The 23,415-nt window shown below is 43.6% G+C and carries 18 protein-coding genes; 13 read left to right on the top strand and 5 right to left on the bottom strand.

Features of this window, described 5'->3' with window-relative positions; genetic code table 11:
• Positions 1 to 183 precede the first annotated feature (183 nt).
• A complete protein-coding gene (locus K8F54_RS00385) occupies positions 184 to 327 on the top strand; it encodes a hypothetical protein (protein ID WP_290785454.1) in 144 nt (47 codons plus the stop codon).
• A 36-nt stretch (positions 328 to 363) separates the two neighbouring features.
• On the opposite strand, the gene K8F54_RS00380 is transcribed toward K8F54_RS00385, so the two are convergent.
• Positions 364 to 2,409, bottom strand: coding sequence for a M13-type metalloendopeptidase (locus tag K8F54_RS00380; RefSeq protein WP_290785451.1), 2,046 nt, complete (start codon positions 2,407 to 2,409; stop codon positions 364 to 366).
• Positions 2,410 to 2,558: 149 nt separating this feature from the next.
• A complete protein-coding gene (locus K8F54_RS00375) occupies positions 2,559 to 5,048 on the bottom strand; it encodes a M14 family zinc carboxypeptidase (protein WP_290785448.1) in 2,490 nt (829 codons plus the stop codon).
• Positions 5,049 to 5,192: 144 nt separating this feature from the next.
• Between K8F54_RS00375 and bshC the strand changes: the two genes are divergently transcribed.
• The 12 genes from bshC to K8F54_RS00315 all read left to right on the top strand — a co-directional run bounded on the left by bshC (position 5,193) and on the right by K8F54_RS00315 (position 19,853).
• A complete protein-coding gene (gene bshC / locus K8F54_RS00370) occupies positions 5,193 to 6,788 on the top strand; it encodes a bacillithiol biosynthesis cysteine-adding enzyme BshC (protein WP_290785445.1) in 1,596 nt (531 codons plus the stop codon).
• Between the two features lie 74 nt (positions 6,789 to 6,862).
• Positions 6,863 to 8,392 carry a glutamine-hydrolyzing GMP synthase gene (gene guaA / locus K8F54_RS00365; protein WP_290785442.1) on the top strand — a complete coding sequence of 510 codons (1,530 nt, stop codon included), beginning with the start codon at positions 6,863 to 6,865 and terminating at the stop codon, positions 8,390 to 8,392.
• Between the two features lies 1 nt (position 8,393).
• Positions 8,394 to 10,289: a LysM peptidoglycan-binding domain-containing protein gene (locus K8F54_RS00360; RefSeq protein ID WP_290785439.1), complete on the top strand. Its 1,896-nt coding sequence runs from the start codon at positions 8,394 to 8,396 to the stop codon at positions 10,287 to 10,289.
• A complete protein-coding gene (locus K8F54_RS00355; RefSeq protein ID WP_290785437.1) occupies positions 10,286 to 10,693 on the top strand; it encodes an OsmC family protein in 408 nt (135 codons plus the stop codon). The genes K8F54_RS00360 and K8F54_RS00355 overlap by 4 nt, the downstream gene beginning before the upstream one ends.
• Positions 10,694 to 10,750: 57 nt before the next feature.
• Positions 10,751 to 11,287, top strand: coding sequence for a DUF922 domain-containing protein (locus tag K8F54_RS00350; protein ID WP_290785434.1), 537 nt, complete (start codon positions 10,751 to 10,753; stop codon positions 11,285 to 11,287).
• Positions 11,271 to 11,522: a DUF3820 family protein gene (locus K8F54_RS00345; protein WP_290785431.1), complete on the top strand. Its 252-nt coding sequence runs from the start codon at positions 11,271 to 11,273 to the stop codon at positions 11,520 to 11,522. The genes K8F54_RS00350 and K8F54_RS00345 overlap by 17 nt, the downstream gene beginning before the upstream one ends.
• A 108-nt stretch (positions 11,523 to 11,630) precedes the next feature.
• Positions 11,631 to 13,247: a CTP synthase gene (locus K8F54_RS00340; RefSeq protein WP_290785429.1), complete on the top strand. Its 1,617-nt coding sequence runs from the start codon at positions 11,631 to 11,633 to the stop codon at positions 13,245 to 13,247.
• Positions 13,248 to 13,348: 101 nt separating this feature from the next.
• A complete protein-coding gene (gene yidC / locus K8F54_RS00335; protein ID WP_290785427.1) occupies positions 13,349 to 15,235 on the top strand; it encodes a membrane protein insertase YidC in 1,887 nt (628 codons plus the stop codon).
• Between the two features lie 114 nt (positions 15,236 to 15,349).
• On the top strand, positions 15,350 to 16,045 hold the full coding sequence (locus K8F54_RS00330; RefSeq protein ID WP_290785425.1) for a hypothetical protein: 696 nt from the start codon (positions 15,350 to 15,352) through the stop codon (positions 16,043 to 16,045).
• Positions 16,046 to 16,089: 44 nt separating this feature from the next.
• Complete coding sequence (gene mnmA, locus K8F54_RS00325) at positions 16,090 to 17,280, top strand: tRNA 2-thiouridine(34) synthase MnmA (protein WP_290785422.1); 1,191 nt, start codon at positions 16,090 to 16,092, stop codon at positions 17,278 to 17,280.
• 9 nt (positions 17,281 to 17,289) lie between these two features.
• The gene (locus tag K8F54_RS00320; RefSeq protein WP_290785418.1) at positions 17,290 to 18,912 is read left to right on the top strand and encodes a S8 family serine peptidase; all 1,623 of its coding nucleotides are present in this window, start codon (positions 17,290 to 17,292) and stop codon (positions 18,910 to 18,912) included.
• Positions 18,912 to 19,853 (top strand): nitronate monooxygenase, encoded by a 942-nt coding sequence (locus tag K8F54_RS00315; RefSeq protein ID WP_290785415.1) that lies wholly within the window; start codon positions 18,912 to 18,914, stop codon positions 19,851 to 19,853. The genes K8F54_RS00320 and K8F54_RS00315 overlap by 1 nt, the downstream gene beginning before the upstream one ends.
• A gap of 88 nt (positions 19,854 to 19,941) precedes the next feature.
• Here K8F54_RS00315 and K8F54_RS00310 read toward each other — a convergent pair whose 3' ends face one another.
• The 3 genes from K8F54_RS00310 to K8F54_RS00300 are packed head-to-tail and all read right to left on the bottom strand — an operon-like array spanning position 19,942 to position 23,414.
• Complete coding sequence (locus K8F54_RS00310) at positions 19,942 to 21,465, bottom strand: bifunctional GNAT family N-acetyltransferase/carbon-nitrogen hydrolase family protein (RefSeq protein WP_290785412.1); 1,524 nt, start codon at positions 21,463 to 21,465, stop codon at positions 19,942 to 19,944.
• A 48-nt stretch (positions 21,466 to 21,513) separates the two neighbouring features.
• A complete protein-coding gene (locus tag K8F54_RS00305) occupies positions 21,514 to 22,197 on the bottom strand; it encodes an N-formylglutamate amidohydrolase (RefSeq protein WP_290785410.1) in 684 nt (227 codons plus the stop codon).
• Entirely contained in the window at positions 22,194 to 23,414 is a 1,221-nt protein-coding gene (locus K8F54_RS00300) for a glutamate-cysteine ligase family protein (protein ID WP_290785407.1), read from the bottom strand. Before K8F54_RS00300 ends, K8F54_RS00305 begins: the two co-directional genes overlap by 4 nt.
• Between the last annotated feature and the right edge of the window lies 1 nt (position 23,415).

Genomic DNA, 23,415 nt, shown 5'->3' with positions numbered 1-23,415 from the left:
CAAACCCCAAACCCCAAACCCCAAACCCTGTGCTGTGTTCTACACCTAATTTTGAGTCTTTTTATCGAATAAGTAAGAAAAAGATTACAAATTGATTGGATTATTGTGCTTCATATCCTACATTTATTCCGACCCAAGTTTGCATTGACAACTAACCACTTCTGCTTTTTAAAATCGAAACCGATGGAAAAAGCACTCAACTACTCGTTTAAAAGGCGTTCGGCCAGTTATATGGAATGGCTGTACTACGTGATCAAATCTGAATATTACTACAAGACAGATTCTGTGATAATCACTTCAGAAACAAAAAGGCAACAACACTTCTAGAAGTATTGCTGCCTAAATTTTAGTAGTAATTAAGTTTTACCAGATCTTTACGCGCTCTGCAGGCGCCAAGTATAAGGAGTCCGTTTCTTTTACGCCGAAGGCTTCATAAAATTCGGGTACATTTCGCACCACACCATTTACTCTAAAGTCTCTCGGTGAGTGTGGGTCGGTGGCCACCTGTACACGTAAGGCTTCTTCTCTGGACTTGCCTAGCCAACTTTGTGCCCATCCAATAAAGACACGTTGTTCGGCGGTATAGCCATCCATCTCGGGACCTTCCTTTCCGTTGAGGGACATCTTATAGGCTTTCAGTGCGATACTAAGTCCGCCCAGATCTCCAATATTTTCACCCAGGGTAAATTCACCATTCACATTCAGTTCGGGCAATACTTCAAAACCATTGTATTGGGCTACCAGATTTGCGGTTCGTTTTTTAAATTCTTCTTTATCGCTTTCGGTCCACCAATTACGCATGGCTCCATCCCCGTCGAAGGTGCTACCCATATCGTCAAAACCATGTCCGATTTCGTGCCCAATTACGGCGCCAATGGCCCCATAATTAATAGCATCTTCGGCCGTCATATCGAAGAAAGGGGGTTGCAAGATGGCTGCCGGGAACACAATCTCGTTGAGCGTTGGGTTGTAATAGGCATTTACCGTTTGCGGATTCATTTGCCATTCGGTCTTATCGATGGGTTTTCCTAATTTGTTGAGGTCGCGATTGTATTCGAACAAGCGAGCGTTCTTCATATTGCCAAACAGATCGTCTTTCGAAATGCTGAGAGACGAATAATCCCTCCACTTGTCGGGATAACCAATCTTAGGGGTAAACTTGCTCAGTTTGTCCAGCGCCTGTACCTTGGTCTCTTCACTCATCCAGTCCAATTCTTTGATACTCGATTCATAGGCCTTCAGTAAATTGCCCACCAATACTTCCATACGCTGCTTGGCTTGGGGTGGGAAATGCTCCTTTACATATACCTTTCCAACTACTTCGCCCAACTTATCATTTACCACACCCACACCTCGGCGCCACATAGGACGTTGTTCGGGTGTACCGTTTAGTTCTTTGCTGTAAAAATTAAAGTTTTGCTCGTCCATCATTTTATTCATTAAATAGGCATTGGCATTGATGGCCCCCCATTTTAAATAGGTTTTCCAGTTCTCGAGCGGAGTTGATGTAATGATTGGATCAAGACTTTTTAGGTATTCTATCGTCAATACCCCAATTTTATCCTGGGAGTTTATTCCCAGTTCGGTCAAATAGTTATTCCAATTGAATTTGGGCATGAGATCGGAGAGCTTGTCTTTCTCGATCATATTGTACAAGGCCACCAAGTCACGGGTTTTTTCCTTTTCCAAATGTTTTTCTGCTAACTTTTTTTCCAGATTATAAACCATCTTGGAGGTTTCTATCGAACTGTTCAAATCGGCAATAGAGAACATAATCCCAATATGTCGCAGATAACTATCCTGTATCGCTTTGGAACGAGCATCGGTCTTTATATAATACTCTCTGTCCGGCAGTCCTAATCCGCTTTGAACGAGGTAGGTGGTAAAAACTTCAGGATTTTTAAAATCCTGATAGAAGAACAGACTTACAGGCACCGAATACCCATATTTGTTGGCATAACCGAAATAGGTAGCCAGATCGTCGTAACTGGCAATCTCGTCTATTTTGGCGAATTCGGCCTGTAGCGGGATCATCCCAATTTCATTTCGTTTGTCCATATTCATAAACGAACCGTAGAGATCACCTACTTTTTGTTCGTCCGAGCCATCTTCGTTGGTACCGGCCGCGGCTGCTTCAATAATCTTTTTTACATTTTCTTCAGATGCTTCGTGGACCATGGACCCGGCGCCATAGGAAGATTTATCGGCAGGGATTTCTGTATTCTTCATCCAGGTTCCGTTTACATAGGCTGTGAAATTATCCCCCGGGTTAACAGAGGTATCCATATTTGCTGTAATTACGCCTGAGATCAATTCGGGTTCGGCTTCTTTTTTAACGTCATCCTTACAGGCCACAAACACGAGTGCCGAAAGCAATAAAATTCCGAGAGTTCTTTTTCTACAATTCATAGTATTCAAAAAATTAATTAGGTTTTAAAGATACCTTATTTTGTAAAAACCTGCCAATCAGTATCAATCGTTGTAAAAAGCAGGTAGCTTCAAAAGGGCTAGCCCTTCGCCACATATCGGGAAAACATCGTCTTGTGACAGTGCGATAACTAGTCCAGTATGTATTTATTGTTATTCACAAAGAACACACTATTTACAAAGAAGAGTTTTCCGTTTTCCCAAAAGGAGCGAAACAATACGTCATCGACCAGGTAAATCACGCTTCCCCGGCCCATTCGGGCTTCCCCAAAGACCAAGGAGTTTTTTAGACCTGCCTTGGCATCGGCACCGGAAAATCCGGAAACGCTTACGGCCTCATCTTTTATATAACCTACGTTATACCCATTTTCTAAAAAGGCATACGAGGTATTCCCTTGCTTTAGGCTGAAATAATTTTCACCATATCCAAATGCCATTGGGTGAGAAGGGTCTAATTGTATCTTATAGATACTTCCTGTGATAAAATCCTTCACTCCTTCACGTTCTCGTTGGTCATACGGAATTAGGTTGCCTTTGACAGTGTCCTCATCCTCCTCTTTTTTGTCAGCTTCATTCTTTTTTAAGTCGAAACCTTCCTTGCCTTCAAACGAATTTACCGCCCTGCCCAATGCAATAATTTTTCCACCGCTCCGCACCCAATCCTTTATTTCATTCAGGGTGGCTTCCTTTAAAACATTCGCATACCAACCTTCGGGAAGTACCAATACGTCAAAATGTTTCAAATTAGCAGGTCCAAAATCCCGCGTATCTATGGAGGTAATAGGATAATTTAGTTGTTGTTCAAAGAAGTGCCAAAGCGTGCCATAACTCAGTGAAGAAACCCCGTCCCCTTTTAAGATGGCAATACGCTGTTTGTTGACGAGTTTGACATTACCCGATCCAAAATCGGTACCATTGTCGCTAAAACTGGTAGGGGAGGCGAATAACTTTCGGTGGTGATCGTTGGCCACTTTGGTAACTATCGCATCAAAATCCTTGTTCTTCATATTATCACTTCGTGTCATGACCAAACTTCCTTTGGGAAATTCACTCCCGGCAAAACTGAGATCCTTTTCAGAAAAACGCACTTTGATATCTTTTTGAAGCAGTTCCGACAAAAAGCCGGCATCGTACAAACTATTCCATTTACTTATATAGCCGGCCGCTGTGGTGACAATCGGGTTGACGGTGTTAATGATGGGTTTTGTTCCGTTTGCCGTTACCAAGGTGGTTGAGGCTATCGTTTCGAGGCCGTAGGCGTGTGGAACACTCCAGGCGGTGATGTCGTAGGTTAGGGGATCACTTAATTTGGTGTCTGGCTCAAATAATACCTTGACCATCTTACCCTTAGGCTGATTGGTACTTACGACCAATGCGTCCTTGGAATCCATACTTCCATTGCTGTTTGTTGAAAAATTAAAGCCGGTCACTTTGCCTCCGTTGGAATAGCCGTATCTAATTTGGTGCTGGTCTAATAATTGGGTAAGTGCTGCTATCTTGTCGGCATTGCCCTTTAACACATAACTCTTGTACTTTAACGCACTGTTGTCGAAGAATTTTTTGAATTCGGTATTGAGTTTGGCGGCATTTTGTGAAGAAATTTCTACCGTAGACAGGCCGGTTGTGGTGTGATGTGCTACTCGATCTACCAGGGTGAGCACATAGCCTTCGTCTGTATTAACGCCTAGTCCCGCAGCACCGTGTCCCGCCTGCTCATAGGTCATACCGATAGAACCCATAAATGTTGGGTAGGTATCACCATAGCTTGGATATAAAAGATCAAAACTTTCACGTGTAAAAAACAACCAGCCCTCCCGATCGAAATAACGAGCGTGGTTCTTTCCTATCTGCGTTTGAAAATCGCGCTGCCAAGGGGAGATCACCTCGTGAAACGGTTCGGCAGCCGGTGCAAAATAGTAGGGGCTATTGATACCCTGTTCGTGAAAATCTACATGTACATGCGGCATCCACTGATTGTATACTTTTATACGTTGCCGACTCTCAACCTGCGTCAACCAGGCCCAGTCTCGGTTGAGGTCGAATAGGTAATGATTGGCACGTCCACCCGGCCAGGGTTCATTGTGTTCTGTAGCAACTTGAGTCACATCGTAGGGGGTTGCTTTTACTTGATTGTACCAGTTGGCGTAGCGATCGCGGCCGTCCGGGTTGATACAGGGATCGATTATTACCACGGTATTTTCGAGCCAAGATTTCTTTTCGGTGATAAGTTTGTATGCGGTGAGCATGGCCGCTTCGGTACTGGAAGCCTCATTTCCATGTACATTGTAGCTCAGCCAAACAATGGCAATATCAGGGGAAGCACTTCCACTTTCAAGTCCGGCATTTTTCAAATTATCCATTCGGATGGTTTCGATATTTGCCAAATTCTTTGCGCTCGAAACGATGGCATAGGTGAGTGGACGGCGTTCGTTTGTTTTTCCGTAGGAGTGATAGGTAACCATATCGCTGTTCGCCGCCAGATGTTCGAAATAGCGAACCACATCGGCATGACGGGAAAACTGTGTGCCAATTTCGTAGCCGAGGAAGTCGGATGGGGATTGTAGTTGCGCGAGGGCGGAAAGAGAAATAGTTATAAAAAAGACGGTAAACAGCTGTTTCATTATGTGATTGATTTATTAGGATGCTAAAGCTAAGAAACTATTCTTAATTCTGATTTCTGAAATGGGATTTTTTAAGATTAACGTATCTTTTAAAAAATAACGGTTGAAAGTCGCTATTTTTGTGTCAGTTTTCCAAAAGCAGCTATGCCAAAAAAAACCATTCCGTATTCCAAAACCGGCTATTTTTCGAAATTGATCTGCGATTATCTCGCCGAAAAGGAAGCATTGCGATCCTTTTACCATCGCTTTCCGAAGTTGGAGCATTTTGAAGCACAGTTTCAGGAAAAAAAGCGGTCGGTTCGAGCACAGACGAGAACTATTCTAAAGGAATCCCTTCAGAAGCAATACAAGGGAATAGCCCTTTCTGAAGCGACGAGAGCAAATATCGAATCCCTTTCCGAAGCAAACACCTTCACCATAACGACGGGGCATCAGCTCAATTTGTTTACCGGACCCTTGTATTTTTTGTACAAGATCTTTTCGGTGATCAATCTTTCAGAAAAGCTTAACGAAAAATATCCTAACAATCACTTTGTACCCGTCTATTGGATGGCGACAGAGGATCACGATTTTGAGGAGATCAATTATTTTAATTGCTTCGGAAAAAAAATGGCTTGGAACCGAACCGCCGGTGGTGCTGTTGGTGAATTGTCTACGGAAGGGCTTGACGAGGTGCTGAAGGTTTTAAAAAATGAATTAGGCGATAGCGAACACGCTCGCAGGCTTATCTCGCTGTTCGCCGAAGCCTATACAAAACACAACTCCTTGACCGATGCCACGCGCTATTTGGGAAATGCCTTATTTGAAGACTATGGGCTGGTGATTGTTGATGGAAACGATGCCGCATTGAAAAAGGCCTTTATTCCCTATGTGGAAAAGGAATTATTTGAAGGTGTTTCGTATAAAAAGATATCGGAAACCACCCGCCGCCTTACGGACTTAGGGTATCCGGAGCAGGTGCATTCACGAGAGGTCAACTTGTTTTACCTCAAAAAAGGAATGCGAGAGCGGATCATAGCACAGGACGGTCGCTTTTTTGTAAACGATACGGAGATTTCGTTTTCGAAAAGTGAAATTGAAAAAGAACTACAGCAGCATCCGGAACGCTTTTCACCCAATGCACTATTACGCCCGTTATACCAAGAAGTCATCCTTCCCAATTTGTGCTATATAGGAGGTGGGGGAGAACTCGCGTATTGGTTTCAGCTGAAGGATTATTTTGACGCGGTACAGGTCCCTTTCCCAATACTGCTGTTGCGGAATTCGGTGCTATTGATTTCAGAAAAACAAAAGGCAGCGCTTTCGAAACTAGAAGTTTCCTTCGCATCGTTGTTTCTTCAACAAAATGAGCTTGTGACGCAAGAAACACATCGCCGTTCGGAGGTAGCGATCGATTTTTCCAAACAACGCTCGCATTTACAAAGGCAATTTGAGGACTTGTACACACTTGCGAAACGAACAGATGCGTCCTTTGTGGGGGCTGTGGCGGCGCAGGAAAAGAAGCAACTCAATGGTTTGGATCATTTGGAAAAACGATTGCTAAAAGCGCAAAAGCGGAAACTGGCGAGTGAATTATCGCGGCTAACCACCTTGCAGGATGCATTGTTTCCTAGTCGGAGTTTGCAGGAGCGCCATACCAACTTTTCGGAATACTATCTCGAATACGGCGATGGTTTACTTCATAAACTAAAGGAAAATCTGGATCCGTTGGCCGGGGAATTTACCGTGATCACTTTGTAAGTATCTTGTTAAAAAACTTCCTTATTTTTTTCTTAAAGATTTAGTGAAATTACTTTTTTCAGTTACTTTTGCCTATGCAAAACAACGTCCTTATTTTAGATTTTGGATCGCAGTATACCCAGCTTATTGCAAGGCGTGTTCGAGAACTGAATATCTACTGTGAAATCCATCCCTACCATAAAATTCCAGAAAATTTAGATTCGTTTAAAGCCGTTATTTTATCGGGTAGCCCCTTTTCGGTGCGCGCCGAGGATGCTCCGCATCCCGACCTTTCCCGAATAAAGGGCCACAAACCGCTGTTGGCGGTTTGTTACGGCGCGCAGTACCTCGCTCATTTTGGCGGCGGTAGTGTTGAACCCTCAAACATACGCGAGTACGGACGTGCTAAATTATCTACCATCATAAACCGTAACGGACTCTTTGCCGGAATTCCCGAAGACACTCAGGTGTGGATGAGTCATAGCGATACCATCGCCCAACTTCCCACAAAGGGAGTTCGCCTAGCGAGTACCGACGATGTGGCCAATGCGGCCTATTTTATCGACGGAGAAGAAACCTATGCCATACAATTCCATCCGGAAGTATATCACACTCAGCACGGAAAACAACTGCTGGAAAACTTTTTGGTTCATATAGCCGAAGTGGAGCAATCCTGGACCCCGGCCGCCTTTGTAGATAGTACCGTAAAGGCCTTGCAAGATCAAGTTGGGAACGATAAGGTGGTATTGGGACTAAGCGGCGGTGTGGATTCGACGGTCGCCGCCATCTTATTGCATAAAGCCATAGGAAAAAAACTCTATTGTATTTTTGTGAACAACGGCTTGCTTCGGAAGGACGAATTTAACAGTGTCCTGGAACAGTACAAGGGCATGGGCTTGAATGTAAAAGGAGTGGATGCTTCGGCACGTTTCTTGAAAGCCTTGGAAGGACTGAGCGATCCGGAAGCCAAACGGAAAGCCATAGGAAATGCCTTTATCGAAGTATTCGATCAGGAAGCGCACTTGGTGGAAGACGTACATTGGTTGGCACAGGGAACCATTTATCCCGATGTGATCGAAAGTGTTTCGGTGAACGGCCCTTCAGTAACCATAAAATCGCATCACAACGTTGGTGGATTACCCGATTTTATGAAATTAAAGGTAGTAGAACCTCTGCGGATGCTGTTTAAAGATGAGGTACGCCGGGTGGGAAAAGAACTGGGAATCGATCCAGAGCTGTTGGGGAGACATCCGTTTCCGGGTCCGGGCTTGGCGATTCGTATTCTTGGAGATATCACCGCTGAAAAAGTTCGTATCTTACAAGAGGTAGATGCCATCTTTATCAACGGCTTGAAAAAATGGAATCTATACGATAAGGTCTGGCAGGCAGGTGCTATCTTGCTTCCGGTTCAGAGTGTGGGCGTGATGGGAGACGAACGTACCTACGAAAAAGTTGTGGCCTTGCGAGCGGTTGAATCTACCGATGGCATGACGGCCGATTGGGTAAATTTACCGTATGAATTCTTACAGGAAACCAGTAATCATATAATAAACCGAGTAAAAGGCGTTAATAGAGTAGTCTATGACATAAGCTCTAAACCACCGGCCACCATAGAATGGGAATAGTATGAAGTTAATAATGTTTATCGCACTTGTCTGTATGTTGAGCACCGGCTGTAGTACCCTTGCTCAGCCGCAGCAGTACAAAACGCACACCGTTGAAAAAGGAGAGACAGTCTATAGTATCGCCAAGAAGTACAACACTACCGAGGCGGCCATCTATAAATTGAATCCGGATGCCAAAAAAGGAGTGGGAGTCAATGCCGTTTTAATAATTCCATCGGTAGATACGATTAATGAGGCCGATATCATTTTTAAACTACACCGCGTCAAGCGTCGGGAAACCTTGTTTGGCATTGCGCAATTGTACAATGTGCAAATAGATGAGATTAAAAAGTACAACAAAGAATTGTACTCTCGTGAGCTCAAAAAGGGAGAACGCATTCGTATTCCTACCGGGGTTAAAGAAAATACCACCACTGTAATTTCAGAAACAAATACCGCTAATGAGGGGGCCAAACATACGGTCTTGCCAAAAGAAACCAAATTTGGGATCGCCAGAAAATACGGTATTACCATGAGCGAATTGGCAGCGATGAATCCTAATTTGGGTGAAAGCCTTCAAATAGGGGCCGTTCTTAATGTCCCGAATGTTTCGGTATTGGAAACTGCAACCATCGAAGACGAAAAATACGATTTCTACGAGGTGAAACCGAAGGAGGGTTTTTATAGGTTAAAGGTAAAACTGGGACTGTCTGAAGCAGAAATTGTAGCCTTAAACCCCTACGCAAAGGACGGCCTCAAGGACGGTATGATCTTAAAGATCCCAAAAGATTCGGACGAGGTGCTAACCGAAAATGTTACGGTGGTGAATCTGGAGAACTACATCAACAACAAGACTAAGAAGCGTATTGCCTTGATGCTGCCATTCCGTTTAAATAAATCGGTAAAGGATTCGGTCAATACGAATACCGAATTATTAAAAGCAGATGCAACCATGCGTATTGCCCTGGATTTTTATAGTGGGGTACTGATGGCTGCCGAGTTTGCGAAAGACCATGGTATTTCGGTCGAATTAGACGTGTACGATACAGAGGCCAGCGAAACCAAGGTGGTGAGTATTATTGCCAAAAACGATTTCGACAAGGTAGATGCTGTTATAGGGCCCTTACTTCGGAAGAATGTGGAGAAAGCGGCTTCCGAGTTGCGCAATACAGATACGCCGGTCTTTTCGCCCTTAAGCAATAAGGAGGTGAAGATATCCTCCAATTTATTTCAAACGCTGCCTACCGATGAAATGCTTCAGGAAGCCATGCTTACCTATTTAAAGGAACATGCTCAGGGAAAGAACATGGTCTTGGTAAGTGATTCGAAAAAAAATGCGACAAAACAGACTATCTTGGCCGCCTTGGACAATGTAAAAACGCTGTCTCCTCGAGAAAAAGGATTCTTGTATGCGACCGATATCCAAGGGAAATTGGATGACTTGCGTGAAAACTGGATCATACTCGAATCGGAAGATCCGGTCGTTTTAAGTAATGTGGTGGGTTTGTTAAACGGTATGCCCGAAAATTATAAGATACGGCTGTTTACACTCGACAAAAATGCCGCCTACGACTATAACGATGTGTCGAACGTACATTTGGCGAAACTTGGTTTTACATTCCCCTCAGTCAATAAAAGCTATAACTACAAGGACAAGACCCCTTTTCTAACCAGTTATAAGAATAAATACGGCGTACTGCCCAATCGTTATGCCGTGCGTGGCTTTGATGTTACCTATGATGTTCTACTGCGCTTGGCTTCGGCAGATGATGTATACGATGCGACCAAGAACGATGTGGTCACCGAATATATTGAGAACAAGTTTCACTATACAAAAAAGTTGTTTTCAGGATATCAGAACAATGCGGTATATATTGTTAAGTATAATGAAGAACTCCAATTTGAAGAAGTAAAATGAGCACAGCCAAAGTAACTTATTTGGGCGGCCTTAGGACCGAATGTATCCACCTGAAATCGGGAAGTACGTTTATCACAGATGCCCCAACCGATAACAATGGAAAGGGAGAGGCCTTTTCGCCTACCGATACGGTAGCAACCGGACTCGCCAACTGTATGCTCACGATGATGGGTATTAAAGCTAGAGATTTGGAGGTGACGCTGGACGGAACCACGGCCCTGGTCACCAAAACCATGGCCAGTAACCCACGACGGATTTCTAAGATCGATGTGGTGATGGAATTGCCAACCGGTATTTCGGAACGCTCGCGAAAGATTTTAGAAAATACGGCCAATACCTGCCCCGTTCATTATAGTTTGCATCCCGACATCGAAAGGGTCGTGGTGTTCAACTGGGGCACATAATATGCGTTTCAATTCCCTTCGGAAAAATAAAGCACTATTTTTCTCGTTACCATTGATATGAAGCTACTTACGACGCTATTTTTCTGTTTTCTGTCTTTTTTTATTTCTGAAAACGATTCAGAAAAAATTCGGTGGAGCGAAATCTACCAGCTCACATGGGCCGATTTTCAAGGCGTACCCCAGGCGGGAAGCAGTTATGTGGCGAGTACCAATTCGGGGATGTCTTTTTCATTTTCCTTCGGAAATAGGAACGGCGAGATCAATTACGATTATAGCATTGAAAGCAATTTTTATCCGAAGCTCTCCTGGTACAAGAAAGATCAGGTGTCTGATTATATCCTGAAACACGAACAAACGCATTTCGATATTTCCGAATTACACACACGGATCTTTCGAAAACGGATGGAAGAATCTCAATTCTCTGAAAATATCAAAACGGAGGTCGGTGCACTCTACGAAAAGACCGAAACAGAGCGTAAGGCCATGCAAAAACAATACGACGAGGAAACCAATCACTCCCAAGAAATTGAAGCGGAACACCGATGGCGAAATTACGTTGCCGAACAACTAATAGCCTATGCCCGCTGGAAATAAACCTGTTTCTTCTTCTGAAATACCCGATCCTGCACATCTTATTGAACTGGCCAATTACAAAATGCCTTTCGGAAAGTACAAGGGATACTACCTGGTAAATCTTCCCGAGCCGTATTATGTTTGGTTTAAACAAAAGGGATTTCCGGCAGGAAAACTGGGAATGCTCATGCATGAAATGTATGAGATCAAGCTGAATGGCCTTGAAGATCTCGTGCGAAAGTTGATCGATAGATAAGATCGATCGCGTTTTCTCAAAACTTACCGGATTGTTGCTTTTTAATTATTGCCTTCCGCAATAAATCCTTACCTTTGCATCCCGTATAGCGAACACAGCATAGCACACATGAACACTACTAAATACATCTTCGTTACGGGCGGGGTATCTTCTTCTTTAGGTAAAGGAATTATTGCAGCATCGCTGGCCAAGCTATTGCAAGCCAGAGGGTATCGTGTGACCATCCAGAAACTGGACCCTTATATCAACGTGGACCCCGGAACCTTGAATCCCTATGAACATGGGGAGTGTTATGTTACCGATGACGGTGCAGAAACCGATCTGGACCTAGGACACTACGAGCGTTTTTTAAATGTCTCTACCTCACAAGCCAATAACGTAACTACCGGACGGATTTATCAGAGTGTGATTGAAAAAGAGCGCCGGGGTGAATTTTTAGGAAAAACAGTACAGGTAATTCCGCATATTACCAATGAAATAAAAGAACGAATTCAACTCCTTGGTAACACCGGTGATTACGATATTATCATCACCGAAATCGGTGGGACTGTAGGTGATATTGAGTCCCTGCCTTATATTGAATCGGTGCGTCAACTCAAATGGGAGCTGGGCGATGACAATGCGTTGGTGATACATTTAACGCTGGTGCCCTACTTATCGGCTGCCGGGGAATTAAAAACGAAGCCCACTCAGCATTCGGTAAAAACACTGATGGAAAGCGGAATTCGAGCCGATATTTTGGTATGCCGTACCGAACACGAGCTATCAGAAGAATTAAAACGAAAGCTTGCCCTGTTTTGCAATGTCAAATATGAGGCTGTCATACAATCCATCGATGCCTCCACCATTTATGATGTTCCCAATATGATGTTGGATGAAGGGCTAGATACAGTAACACTACAAAAACTCAATCTCACCAATACAAACGAACCCGATCTAACACGTTGGAATCAATTTTTGCAGCGACATAAAAACCCGAAAGGGAAAGTAACCATTGGCTTAATAGGGAAATATGTTGAACTACAGGATAGTTATAAGTCTATTTTAGAATCTTTTATTCATGCAGGTGCCGAAAATGAGGTGAAGGTGGAAGTACGTGCGATTCACAGTGAACATATAGATGCTGAGAATATAGCCGAGGAGCTTTCCGGCTTGGATGGTATACTTGTGGCTCCCGGCTTTGGAGAGCGTGGCATCGAGGGGAAGATCGAAGCCGTGCGATATGCAAGAGAAAACAACCTGCCCTTTCTAGGAATCTGCCTGGGGATGCAGATGGCGGTCATCGAATTCGCTCGTAATGTCTTGGGCTTAAAGGATGCCAATTCGACCGAAATGAATGAAAACACCAGCCATCCTGTTATCGACTTGATGGAGGATCAAAAAAGCATCACAAATAAAGGCGGAACCATGCGACTAGGAGCGTGGAAATGTGAACTAAAGGAAAATAGTATAGTTGAAAAAGTGTATAATGCCAAGGAGATTTCAGAGCGGCACAGACATCGTTACGAGTACAACAACAGCTATCGGAAACAATTGGAAAACGCAGGTATGGTGGCAACCGGAATCAACCCGGATACAGGCTTGGTGGAGATCGTAGAGATCCCGACACATCCTTGGTTTGTAGGGGTGCAATACCATCCCGAATATAAAAGTACGGTGGCAAATCCGCACCCGCTGTTTGTGGCATTCGTAGGAGCGGCACATGAGCATGCAAAAAAGAAATAGCGACAATATGTCGCAATGTAAATATAGGCTGGATAATTGATAGCTGAAAAGGACGACTAAAATTTTTGCTTCGGAAATGAAATCGGAAGCTATAGTGAACTATGGAAAAAAAGAAATTTGACAAGAACTCATTACTCGGTTTTTTACTAATAGGAGGCATATTGATCTGGATGATGTACATTCAGAAACCAAATCCTGAAGCAAACGAAGCCGAAACCACAAAAACAGAGCAGGTAGCTGACGATACAACAACTGCTTCCGAAACCACCCAGACAACAGATACTACGCTTGTAGATGCAACTACCGAAATGGCAGCAGTGTCTTCCGGAGATTCACTGGCCATAGACAACCTAAAGAATCGTTTGGGTTCATTTGCCTATTCCGGAACGCTGGCCTCGGCCACCGATGCGGTTACCAGCTTCGAAAATGAAGTACTTGCCTTAAAGATAAGTAATAAGGGAGGTTATATCACCGAAGCCAAATTAAAGCAACACACCATGTATACGGGAGAACCTGTATACCTTATAAAAGACGCTAATGCGTCGTTAGACCTACAATTCATGGCGGAGAACCGATTGCTCTCCACCAAAGACCTTTATTTCGAGCCATCTGTTTCTAAGAATGGTGAAAATAAAGTGTTGACCATGCGCTTAAAAACATCGGAGAACGCCTATATAGAATATCGGTATGAGCTTTTGCCGGACGATTATATGCTTGGCTTCTCGGTTAAATCACAGGGGCTGGAGGGTGTTATCAACACCTCGCAACCCATGTATCTGGATTGGAACCTGAAAGGATATCGCCACGCCAAAAGTATTACCTACGAAAACCGTTACTCCCGTTTGACCTATGAATATGAGAACGGAGACAATCATTCTAAATTAAGCCCGGCCAGTGACGATGAAGAAACAGAAAACGGGGTAACATGGATGAACTTCCGTCAGCATTTCTTTAGTTCCATGCTATTGACAGATACCGCCTTTAAGGAGGTGAAACTAAGTTCTAAGGACTTGGTCTTGGATGAAGAAATCGATACGGTATATACCAAACACTATGGTGCGAAGATGCTGCTAGAAGCTAAAAATGGTGGTATCGACTACGATATGAATATGTATTATGGTCCGACAGACTATCAGATATTCAAAAAATACGATCGAAGTTTGGATGAGGCCATGCCACTGGGATGGGGAATCTTTGGGATGATCAACAAATATCTTATTATTCCCTTATTCGGATTTCTAAGTGACTTCTTGCCTGCGGGGATTGCCATTATTGTATTGACCATCTTAATAAAGCTGGCCCTCTCTCCGGTTCAATACAAGCAGTATTTGGCACAGGCAAAGATGAAGGTCTTAAAGCCCGAACTGGACGAGCTGCGCGAAAAGTACAAGGATAATAAAATGAAGATGCAGCAGGAAACGCTAAAGCTTCAGAATATTGCAGGTGCGAGTCCGTTAAAGGGTTGTCTTCCCGCCTTGTTGCAAATTCCGGTGTTCTATGCGCTGTTTACCTTTTTTCCAACGGCATTCGACCTGAGGCAAAAAAGTTTCTTATGGGCTGAGGATTTATCCAGTTACGATACTATTGCTGAAATTCCACATATACCGTTTTACGGAGATCATATTAGTTTGTTTCCAATATTAGCCTCTTTGGCGATCTTTTGGTATATGACCATGACCATGGGTCAAACCATGCAGACCCCACAGCCGGGGATGCCCAACATGAAGATATTGATGTATATTTCACCCTTGTTCATGCTGGTGTTCTTCAATAACTATGCGAGTGGTCTTTCCTTGTATTATTTCGTGTCTAACCTTATTACCATTGGTATTATGTTGGTAATCAAGCACTTTATACTCGATGAGGAAAAGATACATGCAAAAATTCAGGTGAATAAGAAGAAACCTAAAAAACAGAATAGGTTTCAACGTAAAATGGCCGAAATGATGGAGCAGGCCGAACAGCAAAAGAAGGCTGGAAAGAAATAAATAAAAGCTCCCCATCGGGAGCTTTTTTGTTATAAGTTGGCATTTTTTTTGAATAGAAGTTGCCACCATTCAATAGAATGCAAATTCTATCGTTTTAATGATAAATTACAAGCTATGCGAATCGTTTATATATTTTTTCTCTCTATTGTTAGTAGCACTTCCGGTTTATTGGCGCAGGAAGGGGTAAACCAGTTAGATGCAAAGGGAGAAAGACATGGGATTTGGAAGAAATACTATCCGGGCACCAAACAACTTCGTTACGAAGGTAGGTTTGAGCATGGCAAAGAGGTTGGGACGTTTAAATTCTATTGTGAATCGTGTAAGGACAAACCAACGGCGGTAAAGGAATACACTTCAGCAAATAACCTGGCCCGGGTAAAGTACTTTACCATGAAGGGAAAACTGGTAAGCGAGGGGATGATGGAAGATCAAAACCGAATAGGGGAATGGGTGTATTATCACGAAAAGTCGGCGGCGGTCATGACGCGTGAGAACTATGTGAAGGGAAAGCTAGAGGGTAAGAAGATCACCTACTACCCGGATGGTACGATTACGGAAGAGCTCAATTTTAAAAACGGACGTATGGAAGGGGAGAATAATTACTACTCTCCGGAAGGCGTTCTCATTAAAAAACTAAAATATCGCGACGATCAGTTGCAAGGTGAAGCCTTTTATTACGACGCATTTGGAAATGTCGTCATATCCGGATTTTATAAGGATGATAAAAAGCACGGCCTATGGAAATATTATAAAGATGGAAAGGTGGAACTGGAAGAAACCTATCCAAAACCGGCAGAGCGGGGTAATTAATACATGATAATTGCCTAGAATGATACCTTTGCCAATAAGTAGCTATGAAAAAAAGAGTCGTTGTTGGATTAAGTGGAGGCGTTGACTCCAGTGTTGCAGCCTATCTGTTACAAGAGCAGGGCTATGACGTGATTGGTCTGTTTATGAAGAACTGGCACGACGATTCGGTGACCATTTCTAACGAATGCCCTTGGTTGGAAGACAGCAACGATGCTATGCTGGTGGCTCAAAAATTGGGAATTCCTTTTCAAACTGTCGATCTGAGCGAACAATACAAAGAGCGAATTGTGGATTATATGTTCCACGAATATAAAATGGGACGTACACCCAACCCCGATGTATTGTGTAATCGGGAGATCAAGTTTGATGTCTTTATGAAAATCGCCCTGGAATTAGGAGCCGATTTTGTTGCGACGGGTCATTACTGCCGAAAAGGGACCCTACATAAAGACGGAAAAGCGATCTATCAATTGCTTTCGGGCAAAGACCCCAATAAGGATCAGAGTTATTTCCTGTGCCAATTGTCGCAAGAACAGCTTTCCAAGACCTTGTTTCCCATTGGAGAACTTTTAAAGCCGGAAGTAAGAAAAATTGCTTCGGAACAAGGACTAATCACAGCCGAAAAGCGAGATTCACAAGGATTGTGTTTTATTGGAAAGGTTCGCCTTCCCGAATTTCTTCAGCAGCAATTAGCGCCAAAAGAAGGAATGATCGTTGAGGTGCCGTCTAATTTCTCAGCCTACCAAAAAGTAACACCCGAGTTCACTTCCGAAGAAGAAAAACTGAAGTATATCTCTAAAAAACAAACCTATAGTAAAAAGGACGGCAAGGTAATAGGTGTACATCAGGGGGCACATTATTTCACCAAAGGACAGCGCAAGGGTCTGGCGGTGGGAGGTACACAGGAGCCACTCTTTGTCATTGACACCGATGTTACTGAAAATGTGATCTATACAGGGCAAGGAAAGGAGCACCCCGGTCTATACCGTTATGGTTTATTTGTAAAGGCAGAAGAAATCCATTGGGTTCGAGAAGACCTCACTTTAGAAGTGGATAAAACGATGGAAGTGATGGCGCGAATCCGCTATCGACAGCCCTTAGAAAAAGCAAGGCTGCATAGAACAGATTCCGGACTTTATATTATCTTTGAAAATAAGCAATCCGCCATTACAGAAGGTCAGTTTGTGGCTTGGTACCAAGACGATGAGTTGTTGGGTAGCGGTGTAATCTCTTAACTTTTGACTATGAAAAAAATACTATTTTTTATTGCGTTTATTTTGGTACAACAGGGTTTTGCGCAAATACAGGATGCATTGGTCTTCCTGGCCGATAAGGAAAATGTCGCGACCTCTATTGCAAATCCGATTACCATACTTACGCAGGAAGCGATTGACCGTAAGGCATTGCAAAATACCCCTATAGACGAACGTGATGTGCCGGTGACCGAAAGCTATATCACTCAGATAAAAAATGCCACCGGGATAACCGTTTATGCCAAATCGAAGTGGATGAACAGTGTCTATGTTAGAGGCACTCAGACCAATATAGAAAATCTGCTAAACCTTCCTTTTGTAACAGAGGTTGAATTTGCCGATAAAAGTATCAACCCCTTTCCAAGGTCAACGAAACGAATAGATAAATTTGACATTGAAAACGGGGCTTCGAGTACCATTTACAATTATGGTGCTGCGGCCAATCAAACCGAAATGATCGCCATAGATTATGTACACGAACAGGATTTCACGGGGGAGGGAATGATCGTAGCTGTTTTAGATAGTGGCTTTCCCGATGTGATGACCAATCCGGCCTTTGCCGATATTGTTGGCGAAGGACGTTTGTTAGGAACCTATGATTTTGCTGAAAGGCAGGTAAATGTGGATGGAACCGGATCTCATGGTGCCCGAACTTTTAGCGATATTGGCGGTTTCTTGCTGAATCAATTTGTGGGAACGGCTCCCGAAGCATCCTTTTATCTGTTCAGAACCGAATATGGTCCTTCCGAAAATCCTGTAGAGGAAGCATGGTGGGTAGAAGCCTTGGAAAGAGCAGACAGCCTTGGTGTAGATGTGATAAACACCTCATTGAGTTATAGAGATTTTGACAATTCGAATTACGATTATACCTACGAAGACCTAGACGGCCAAACAACCATAGGTGCCCGTGGTGCGAATCATGCCTTTGATAAGGGGATGATTCTTGTGAATTCGGCGGGTAATGGTGGAAATAGTAGTTTTCCAACGGTAGGAACTCCGGCTGATGCCCCAGGGGTATTGACGATCGGAGCGGTGACTCCTAGTGGGAATTACGCGTCGTTCAGTTCGAGAGGACCTACGGTCGACGGTCGAATCAAACCCGATGTGATGGCGCAGGGGCAGGATGCCGCGGTGGTAGATCAGAATGGGAATGTAACAACGGGCAATGGAACTTCGTTTAGTTCGCCTATCATGGCGGGCGCTGTCGCCTCCTTATGGCAGGCACGACCCGAACTAAAGAATTCGCAGATCATGCAAATTATACGGGAATCGGCCCACCTGTTTAATAATCCAACCAACCAAATGGGGTATGGTATTCCTAATTTTGAAGATGCGTATAATGCGGTGATTACGTTGGGACTGGCAGATGCCTTGTTGGAAGTACAATTTGCGATCTATCCAAATCCTGTTACCGATCGGTTAAATGTATCCTTTCCGAAAAGCGTCGATACCGCTGAGATTGCTATTTACAATGTCTTGGGAGAAAAAGTTTTGGAACATACGGTTTCACCTGCCGAGAATTGGGTAAATGTAGCCGAATTGACCTCCGGGATGTATATCGCGACTATTTCGTCTAACAATAAAACCAACAGTTTTAAAATCATTAAAAAGTAGTGCAAAACCGAATCACGGAACTTTTTGCCATTCAATATCCAATAATCCAGGCCGGAATGATTTGGAACAGCGGTTGGCGGCTCGCCAGTGCTGTGAGTAATGCGGGTGGTTTGGGCCTGTTAGGTGCAGGCTCCATGTACCCTGAGGTGCTTCGGGAGCACATCCTTAAATGTAAAAAGGCGACGAACAAGCCCTTCGGGGTCAACGTCCCTATGCTGTATCCCGATATCGATACCATTATCAAGATTATAATCGAAGAAGGGGTTCAAATTGTATTTACTTCCGCAGGAAACCCAAAAACATATACAAAACACCTAAAAGAACACGGGATTACAGTGGTCCATGTGGTGAGTAGTGTAAAATTTGCCTTGAAAGCCCAAGAAGCAGGCGTCGATGCTGTTGTTGCCGAAGGTTTTGAAGCGGGGGGGCATAACGGAAGGGAAGAGACTACCACCTTTACCCTTATCCCTATGGTAAAAGAACAGATTAGCATTCCGTTGATTGCGGCGGGAGGAATTGCCAATGGCCGTGGGATGCTCGCGGCCATGGTTTTAGGGGCAGATGGAGTACAAGTCGGTAGCCGATTTGTAGCTTCAGAAGAATCTTCTTCCCATCAGGCGTTTAAGCAACTGGTGGTAGATGCCAAGGAAGGAGATACCCAACTTACCTTAAAAGAACTAGCACCGGTACGGATGCTAAAGAACAAATTCTTTGAAGATATCATGCAGCTTTATGCCACAAATCCTACCAAAGAAGCCTTACAAGAATTACTTGGACGTGCCAGAGCCAAGCGCGGCATGTTTGAAGGCGATCTGGTTGAAGGCGAACTGGAAATTGGACAAATTGCAGGGTTGATCCACGATATTAAACCCGCAGCTCAAATTGTAAATGAAATGATTTCTGAGTTTGAAACGGCCAAAAAGGAAGTATCCAGACTTTAATTGTAGTTGTGCTTCTCGGCATCGTCTACCATGTATGGGTTTTTGAACCGTAATTGACATGCGCGTTCCTTTCCATGCCATATGAATATTACTTTCTCTTTAACTCAAATAGATCTTTTCTACGGTCCTTTAAATTACGTACGGCACCAAACTGATTTAATTGTCTTAATAGGTCGATGTCCACATCTGCAATGAGGATCATCTCGGTATTTGGAGTGGCCTCTGCCTTTATTCCGGTTGCCGGAAAGGCAAAGTCACAGGGGGTAAACACCATGGATTGGGCGTACTGCATGTCCATATTTTCTACTTTTGGTAGGTTCCCTACACTGCCGGCAATAGCGACATAGCATTCGTTTTCGATAGCGCGGGCCTGTGCACAGAGGCGTACTCTGGAAAAACCGTTTTGCGTATCGGTTAGGAAGGGGACAAAGAGGATGTCCATCCCTTCATCTGCCAACAATCGGCTCAATTCGGGGAATTCAGAATCGTAACAGATCAGGATCCCAATCTTACCACAGTCCGTATCGAATACCTTTAACTCGCTGCCGCCTTGTAAGCCCCATACCTTGGCTTCATCGGGGGTTACATGCAATTTTACATAGCGTTCCATACTACCGTCGCGTCTGCATAAATACCCTACGTTGTACAATTTTCCGTCTTTTACTTCAGGCATACTGCCACAGATTATATTGATGTTGTACGAAATGGACAGCTCCGAAAATTTCTCAACAATCGCTGCCGAGTGTTTGGCGAGTTCACGTATTGCTTCAGGAACCGCCATATGGTTATTTTCGGCCATAAGCGGAGCCATAAAGAACTCCGGGAATAAGGCAAAATCAGATCGATATCCGGAAACAGCATCGACAAAGAATTCGACCTGTTGCATTAATTCATCTAAATTCTTATAAGGCCGCATTTGCCACTGTACCAAGCCCAATCGTACAATCGTTTTTTTTGTGGCAGCCTTTTTCGGTTTTTTGACATAATAGATATTGTCCCATTCGAGAAGTACGGCATAGTCGTTTGAATCGTGATCGCCCTCCAAATAATTTTTCAAAATTTTAGACGGGTGAAAATCATTTGAGATTTGGAAGTTAAAGACCGGGTCGTGAATTTCTTTCAGCTTTACTTTTTCAATATACTCTTTGGGTGAAAGGGTGTCTGAATATTTGTGGTAATTCGGAATTCTGCCTCCAAAAGCAACTCCTCTGAGGTTTAACCGTTCGCAGAGTTCCTTGCGGTAATCGTACAAACGTCTTCCCAATCGCAATCCACGGAATTCAGGTTTGATAAAGACATCAATTCCGTATAAAACATCTCCTTCATTGGTATGTGTGCTGAATGTATAATTCCCTGTGATCTCGGCATAGGTATGATGCTCGTCAAACTGATCGTAATCCAATATAATGGAAAGGGCACAACCGGCAATTTGGTTGTTAATTTTTATAGTGACCTGTCCTTCGGGGAATTCATCGATCAACTTCTGAATTTGCAACTCCGACCAATGTGTATTCTCCATATTTGCATAGGAGGCGATCATGGCCGTCTTCAACTCTTGGTAGTCGTCCGGACTTAAAAAACTAAGTTCAATATTTTCAATTTCGTTCATCATGGCGATAGCTATGCAAATTTGTTTCTAGAATGGTAAAGTTAACATTTATCAATAGATTAGCTGTTTTAAGCTGTTCTTTATTTGTGTTTTGAGTGTCTGCGGGAATTTATTTTGAACCACATGACGCTGGTTTATTTCCAGTTCAATTCCCAGATATTGCGTGGGGAATTTTTTCCGAAGAAAGCTTGTAAATCCGTCAGCACTGCCCAAATAAGGATAGTTAAATCGAATTTTTAGTCGGTCGTTCTCGGCTAGTAATTCCTTTTTAAAACGCCGGCAAAAGATACGCTCTTCCGCGCGTTTGGGATCGTATAGAAGTCCAATGTCACAATTCCGCAGTGTATGCGCTAATTGAGGTGTGAAGGAATGTAGCGACAGGTGTAACACGGTATGCCCCTTCTGAATTTCCTTCGCAATAGCCTGTTCCACAGATTGTCTGTAGGGCAGGTAATAGGTTGCTATCAATTGATCTTTTATGTCTTTTGAACAGGCCTTTGTAAATTCCGAAAACAATCGCGGATGATGCAAGGAACGGTTGCATTCAATAAGAAGTCGGCTCACTGAATTGGATTTAGAAAAATCAGCCAGCTCTTTTAGATATTCAAATAAAGTTAGGGTGCCGGGATCATAGCCTCGATGTGTGGCAAGTACTCCCTTTGCCTCTGAAAATAGATGTGTGTAGGCCGAAGGTATCTCCTTACCCCCATGTTCGCAGGAAAGAATTAGCTTCACGGCTTAAAAAGTGTATTTGTTGATAGGCAATGCCCCAGTCGCCGGTAGACGTTTTGTATCGCGCTTTGAGAATAATCCCCATCTAAGGCTTTTAGAATTCGTGTGGAGAGGGTGCCTTCCTTCAGTATAATGGCAAGTGCATCCTGATAATCTTCTGAAATGCCATCTTTCACCCGGGCGTATAATGTCTCCCAGATCTGTTGTACACTTGATGTTGTGTCTATCCCAAATAAGCTGAGGTATTTCTGGTTGTAAATCACGGTTTCTTCTCCTGTCTTGATTACCGCATTCAATAGGTCGAAAAGGTCATCTTCGTGCCAAGATTTCTGTTTGGCAAGCGATACCGATTTTTCTGCCACGAAATATTTCAACACCTCAATAACCAATACGGCTATGGCAATATCAGCCTTGGGACATTCCTGAATGTCGATCACGCGTATCTCAATGGCGTTTCTGTCAAATCGAGCGATGGCCCCGCGAGAATTTAAGAAATGATGATCCAGGATGTTTTCGGTATCGTGCGGTGCAATGGCGCTATTTATGGGTTCGAATATGGTTTTGTAATAGTCGGATTTTGAAAAGACTTGCTCCGGAATTACCTTGCCGGCCATCACCGGAATTTCTTTTTGATTCGTTTTATAGACTTCCATTCTGGCGTCTTTAAAGCCGGTATTCTTTCCTTCAAAAATAGGTGAACTGGCACTTAATCCCGGAATGATGGGTAGCAATACGCGTATGGCGGCATGTAATTTTTCAAATTCGGAATCATTTCCGAAGGGCAAATTAATATGCATACTTTGCACATTGGACCAACCATGCCCCTTACAGTCGAAAATACGGTTGTACAGTGCATAGATTTTGCTGTAACTATGCTTCCACAATTGCATCTCGGTAGTGGGATCCATCAAGGGATGGGATGCCGTAGGGAGTAAGGTGGCGCCAAATGTTTCCAGCAAGGCATTCATTTCAAGAATATTTTCGTGAAAGGCTTCCGCCAAGCTGTCAAGATCGGCAGCGGGACCATTGGTCTTGAGTTCGACCACATGGGCCACTAGCTCATTACTCCACTCAATGGCTCCGTTGTCAACATCGGATGTTAACGATCCGTTTTTCGCCGTAAGTAATTTATCTACAATAGGGCTTACTTTGAGGTTGGCCGCATCAACGACCATGTATTCCAATTCAATTCCAAAGACTTCAAAAAGCTGATAGGCCATC

Source organism: Altibacter sp., assembly GCF_019913785.1.
Lineage (GTDB): Bacteria > Bacteroidota > Bacteroidia > Flavobacteriales > Flavobacteriaceae > Altibacter.
This window is presented reverse-complemented; position numbering and strand designations above follow the sequence as displayed.

Excerpts from the sequence above, each read along its gene's own strand:
- K8F54_RS00300 (WP_290785407.1), bottom strand. The coding sequence starts at position 23,414 with ATGGCCTATCAGCTTTTTGAAGTCTTTGGAATTGAATTGGAATACATG.
- K8F54_RS00360 (WP_290785439.1), top strand. The coding sequence starts at position 8,394 with ATGAAGTTAATAATGTTTATCGCACTTGTCTGTATGTTGAGCACCGGC.
- K8F54_RS00340 (WP_290785429.1), top strand. The coding sequence starts at position 11,631 with ATGAACACTACTAAATACATCTTCGTTACGGGCGGGGTATCTTCTTCT.
- K8F54_RS00350 (WP_290785434.1), top strand. The coding sequence starts at position 10,751 with ATGAAGCTACTTACGACGCTATTTTTCTGTTTTCTGTCTTTTTTTATT.
- K8F54_RS00355 (WP_290785437.1), top strand. The coding sequence starts at position 10,286 with ATGAGCACAGCCAAAGTAACTTATTTGGGCGGCCTTAGGACCGAATGT.
- K8F54_RS00380 (WP_290785451.1), bottom strand. The coding sequence starts at position 2,409 with ATGAATTGTAGAAAAAGAACTCTCGGAATTTTATTGCTTTCGGCACTC.
- guaA (WP_290785442.1), top strand. The coding sequence starts at position 6,863 with ATGCAAAACAACGTCCTTATTTTAGATTTTGGATCGCAGTATACCCAG.
- K8F54_RS00385 (WP_290785454.1), top strand. The coding sequence starts at position 184 with ATGGAAAAAGCACTCAACTACTCGTTTAAAAGGCGTTCGGCCAGTTAT.
- K8F54_RS00375 (WP_290785448.1), bottom strand. The coding sequence starts at position 5,048 with ATGAAACAGCTGTTTACCGTCTTTTTTATAACTATTTCTCTTTCCGCC.
- K8F54_RS00345 (WP_290785431.1), top strand. The coding sequence starts at position 11,271 with ATGCCCGCTGGAAATAAACCTGTTTCTTCTTCTGAAATACCCGATCCT.
- yidC (WP_290785427.1), top strand. The coding sequence starts at position 13,349 with ATGGAAAAAAAGAAATTTGACAAGAACTCATTACTCGGTTTTTTACTA.
- bshC (WP_290785445.1), top strand. The coding sequence starts at position 5,193 with ATGCCAAAAAAAACCATTCCGTATTCCAAAACCGGCTATTTTTCGAAA.
- K8F54_RS00310 (WP_290785412.1), bottom strand. The coding sequence starts at position 21,465 with ATGATGAACGAAATTGAAAATATTGAACTTAGTTTTTTAAGTCCGGAC.
- mnmA (WP_290785422.1), top strand. The coding sequence starts at position 16,090 with ATGAAAAAAAGAGTCGTTGTTGGATTAAGTGGAGGCGTTGACTCCAGT.
- K8F54_RS00320 (WP_290785418.1), top strand. The coding sequence starts at position 17,290 with ATGAAAAAAATACTATTTTTTATTGCGTTTATTTTGGTACAACAGGGT.
- K8F54_RS00330 (WP_290785425.1), top strand. The coding sequence starts at position 15,350 with ATGCGAATCGTTTATATATTTTTTCTCTCTATTGTTAGTAGCACTTCC.